This window comes from Caballeronia sp., assembly GCF_049581465.1.
Lineage (GTDB): Bacteria > Pseudomonadota > Gammaproteobacteria > Burkholderiales > Burkholderiaceae > Caballeronia.
The window spans coordinates 1-3,981 of the sequence record NZ_JBAUSA010001411.1; the positions used below are offsets into that span (position 1 = coordinate 1).

Below are 3,981 nucleotides of genomic sequence, written 5' to 3' on the forward strand. Positions count from 1 at the left end.
GTATTCGCGGTTTGAACGCGTTTCTTTGCTTCGTTTCTTTGCGCGTTTGCAAAGAAATGAAGTCCCGCCCCGGATAGGGGCTAACAGTAATAAGCAAGAAAATCCGACTTAAGCAGAACGACCACGCTAGCAGGAGGACTCAACGCTCTCCCGACACTCGCCGCGATCAGCACCCCGTCGAACCCCCAAACAAACCGACGCTCCCCCGAGCGGACCCCGGGCCTATCCAAAAACGGTTAATCTCGGGGCTGTCAGATCCCATTATTACAGCCCATCCAGCGCCACGCGCCTCGAACTCCACTATGCCCAACCGTCCGTCCGGCGAGAGCCAAGCAACGTCCCACGAGTGGGGACTCGACCAGATCGTTGCCGACCTGCGCGCGTCGCGCGAACAATTGCACCGCACGCGCCATCCGCTCGGCATTCGCGAATTGCCCTCGCGAGAAGCCATCGTCAAAATCGTCAATGGCCTGCGTGCCGCGCTCTTCCCCACGCATTACGGCGCGCCCGACCTGACCGCCGAAAGCGTCGACTACTACGTGGGCAATACGCTCGAAAGCACCCTGCGATTGCTTGCGGAACAAATCCGTCGCGCGCTGCGTTTCGCGCCGGAGAACCACCCACTCAGCGATACCGAACTCGGCACGCACGCGTTTGACCTCGCCCGCGAATTCGGCACGCAACTGGCCGGCATTCGCGCACTGCTTGTCAGCGACATCCACGCCGCGTTCGTCGGCGATCCCGCAGCGCAGCACATCACGGAAATCCTGCTCTGCTATCCGGGCGTGTGGGCAATGACGCATCATCGTCTCGCGCATGCGCTTCACAATCTCGGCGTGCCATTGCTCGCGCGCTTCATCAATGAGATTGCGCATTCGGCTACAGGTATAGACATCCATCCGGGCGCGACAATCGGACCCAGTTTCTTCATCGATCACGGGACGGGCGTAGTGATCGGCGAGACCGCGGTGATCGGGGAACATGTGCGCGTGTATCAGGCCGTCACGCTGGGCGCGAAGAGCTTTCCGGCAGCCAACGACGGCGCGCTGGTCAAGGGTAATGCCCGTCATCCGATCGTGGAAGACGACGTCGTGATCTATGCGGGCGCGACCATTCTCGGGCGCGTGACTATTGGACGCAGGTCGGTGATCGGCGGGAATGTGTGGCTGACCCATAGCGTCCCGCCAGGCAGCAGCGTGTCGCAAGGGAAGGTGCGGGAGGGTGCCGGAGAGGGCGAGGGAATCAACGCGCCGGATGATTATCGCGGCGCGTAGTCGCCTGGTATTCAGTCGATCGGTCGATCAGGCGTTCGGGCCCGAGCTGTCGTGACCGACGATCGCGAGAAACTCCCGGCGCGTGGACGGGTCGTCGCGGAAAGCGCCCAGCATGCGGGACGTCACCATCGATGCACCCGCCTTGTGAACGCCGCGCGTCGACATGCATTGATGCGCGGCCTCGAGAATTACGCCCACGCCGAGCGGGCGCAGCACGTCGTTGAGGGTATCGGCGATCTGCGCCGTCATCTTTTCCTGGATCTGCAGACGCTTGGCGTACGCATCAACGAGACGCGCCAGCTTCGAGATTCCCACCACCCGTTCGCCGGGCAGATAAGCCACGTGCGCCCGGCCGATGATCGGCACCATGTGATGTTCGCAATAACTTTCGAAGCGGATGTCCTTGAGCACGATCATTTCGTCGTAACCGTGCACTTCGGAGAACGTGCGCGCAAGAATGTCGCGGGGATCTTGCGCGTAGCCTGCGAAAAATTCGTCGTAGGAACGGGTGACGCGCGAAGGGGTGTCGATGAGACCCTCGCGAGAGGGGTCGTCGCCGGCCCAGCGGATCAGCACACGAACGGCGGCTTCCGCCTCCTCGCGGCTTGGACGGTCGGCGCGGCCTGCTTGCTCGCGGATGTCCCGATCGTCGTCGGGGGTGTTGCGCGTGGCACTCATCGAAAGCTCCTGATGCTTTTAGCTAAAAGTCATTAAAACGACATTGTTCCACGTTTTGGTGCGGCGGATGCTGCGCCGGCCCCAGCAGGCCGGAAGCCCTTGTCGCTGCCGTTGCTTTCCGGGCGGGTTTTCCCTAGGGTTTGGCCCTTCTCCGGCGCGGATTTCGTCGCGTAAATCAATCGATTAAACTGGCGCTTCAAACCAAGGAGACCAGATGACGATTGCGTGGCGGGACATGGATCGTGCGGCGCTCGATACGGCGTACAGCAACACCGGCTCTGTTTCAAATGTGCGGGAAATCGCCCTCGAATTTGAAGGGCGCAGCGCGGCGTTTTATGCCGACTGCGGCGGCGAGCGCGACGTGAAGTACGGACCGGCTCCACGCGAGTGCTTCGATTTTTTCCCCGCAACAAAGGCAGGCGCGGCGACGTTCGTCTTCCTTCACGGTGGCTACTGGCAGAGCCAGGTGAAGGAGAATTTTGCGTTCATAGCAGAAGGGCCGCTCGCGTGCGACATGAACGTCGCACTTGCGGAATATACGCTCGCACCGGACGCATCGATGACGCAGATCGTTGCGGAAATCGGTCGCCTGCTGGACTTTCTCGTGGCGCGCGGGCATAGCAAGCTGATCCTTTGCGGCCATTCCGCCGGGGGGCATCTCACGGCAATGCATCGCGGCCATCCGGCTGTTAGCCATGCGCTGGCGGTTAGCGGTCTCTTCGACCTCGAACCGATCAGCGCGGGTTCGCTCAACGACAAGCTGGGGTTATCGGCGGAAGAAATCGCGCGGTATAGCCCGATGCAGCACATCGATTCCGGCGCGCCCATGGTCGTATCGGTGGGCGACGCCGAGTTGCCTGAACTCATCCGTCATTCCCGCGAATACGCCAGCGCTTGCACGGCGGCAGGCGAGCGCGCGAGTTACGTGCCGGTGCCCGGCGCGAATCATTTCTCGATTCTTTTCGATCTCGCGCGTCCCGATGGCGTGCAACTGTCGGCGCTCATGCAAGCCATGCGCGGCTGAAATATGCGTCGTGGTGTCAAGCAGGCTTCGGAAAGGGCTTGCTGAGAAACTTCGATCCGGCAAGGCCGAAGCGCCAGGGCACGTCGACGGCCTTTGTAATGCCGATACGCGGTCCGGTCACGACCTGCACAGGCTCCTGCGGCGCTTCGATCTCAAACGGTGCTTCAAGCAGCGACATGCCGTTGTGGCGATGCGTAATGGCAAGCGCCTGAGTGACGCGCCCAGGCCCCGAACACAATAATTTCAGGGGTTCCAGCCCGCGGCGCTGGCGCATTGCATCGAGCCCGGTCAGCGGTTCGATCGCGCGGATCAGCACGCCGGCGCCGTGTCCCTCTTCACGGCACACGAAGTTCAGGCACCAGTGAATCCCGTATGACCGGTACACATAGACATGTGCCGGCGGCCCGAACATGACCGCATTGCGCGGCGTGACCCCGGAGAAAGTATGCGACGCCGGATCTTCGGGATCGTAGGCTTCCGTTTCCACGATCTTTCCGCCCACGCCGTCTACGCTCACGATCGCGCCGATCAGGCGGTGGGCGACTATGTCGGAGGGTAGGGCGAAGTCGATGACGGGGTTGTGGCGAAGCGAATCGAGGGGCACTGACGGGACTCTCGCGAATAACCGTTACGGGACAAGAAGGATAGTACGAAATTTCGATCGCGGTACGAGGCGCTGGTGCTGGAAGCACCCGATGGCTTCCAGGCCGGCGCGAAGAAGGGGCTACTGGTATGCCGCCGCAGATCAAGCGGCCGCGCGTCGATCGACCCCATCACTTGATCAGGCGCAACTCGCTCAATCCCCCTGCAATCTGCCCGAAGATCTTTTGCAACGTCGGGTTGTCCGGAGCATGGAAGTAATGGCTGGAGTCCGTCGCGCAGGCGGCCATGCTTGCCTGTGCCGCGCCGCTCGACGCGTCGGTGCCGAATGTAATCGCGTACACCGTCACGCCGTCGGCCTTGATTGCGTTGCACAACGCGGTCTGATAGAGGTTCAGATCGTCG

Annotated in this window: 4 protein-coding genes and 1 pseudogene; 2 read left to right on the forward strand and 3 right to left on the reverse strand. The window is 61.8% G+C overall.

The genetic code is table 11. The features are described 5' to 3' along the window. The first annotated feature begins 302 nt into the window (after positions 1-302). A complete protein-coding gene (gene epsC / locus WCA53_RS34135) occupies positions 303-1,274 on the forward strand; it encodes a serine O-acetyltransferase EpsC (protein ID WP_423922625.1) in 972 nt (323 codons plus the stop codon). A 27-nt stretch (positions 1,275-1,301) separates the two neighbouring features. Here epsC and folE read toward each other — a convergent pair whose 3' ends face one another. Continuing rightward, positions 1,302-1,952 carry a GTP cyclohydrolase I FolE gene (folE, locus tag WCA53_RS34140; RefSeq protein ID WP_423922628.1) on the reverse strand — a complete coding sequence of 217 codons (651 nt, stop codon included), beginning with the start codon at positions 1,950-1,952 and terminating at the stop codon, positions 1,302-1,304. 214 nt (positions 1,953-2,166) lie between these two features. On the opposite strand from folE, the gene WCA53_RS34145 reads away from it, so the two are divergent. After that, complete coding sequence (locus WCA53_RS34145; protein ID WP_423922631.1) at positions 2,167-2,976, forward strand: alpha/beta hydrolase; 810 nt, start codon at positions 2,167-2,169, stop codon at positions 2,974-2,976. 16 nt (positions 2,977-2,992) lie between these two features. Here the strand turns inward: WCA53_RS34145 and WCA53_RS34150 are convergent, their stop codons facing one another. Together WCA53_RS34150 and WCA53_RS34155 are read right to left on the reverse strand one after the other, a co-directional pair. After that, complete coding sequence (locus WCA53_RS34150; protein ID WP_423922634.1) at positions 2,993-3,580, reverse strand: DNA-3-methyladenine glycosylase; 588 nt, start codon at positions 3,578-3,580, stop codon at positions 2,993-2,995. A 169-nt stretch (positions 3,581-3,749) separates the two neighbouring features. Next, positions 3,750-3,981, reverse strand: a pseudogene (locus tag WCA53_RS34155) (VWA domain-containing protein); the annotation flags it as partial.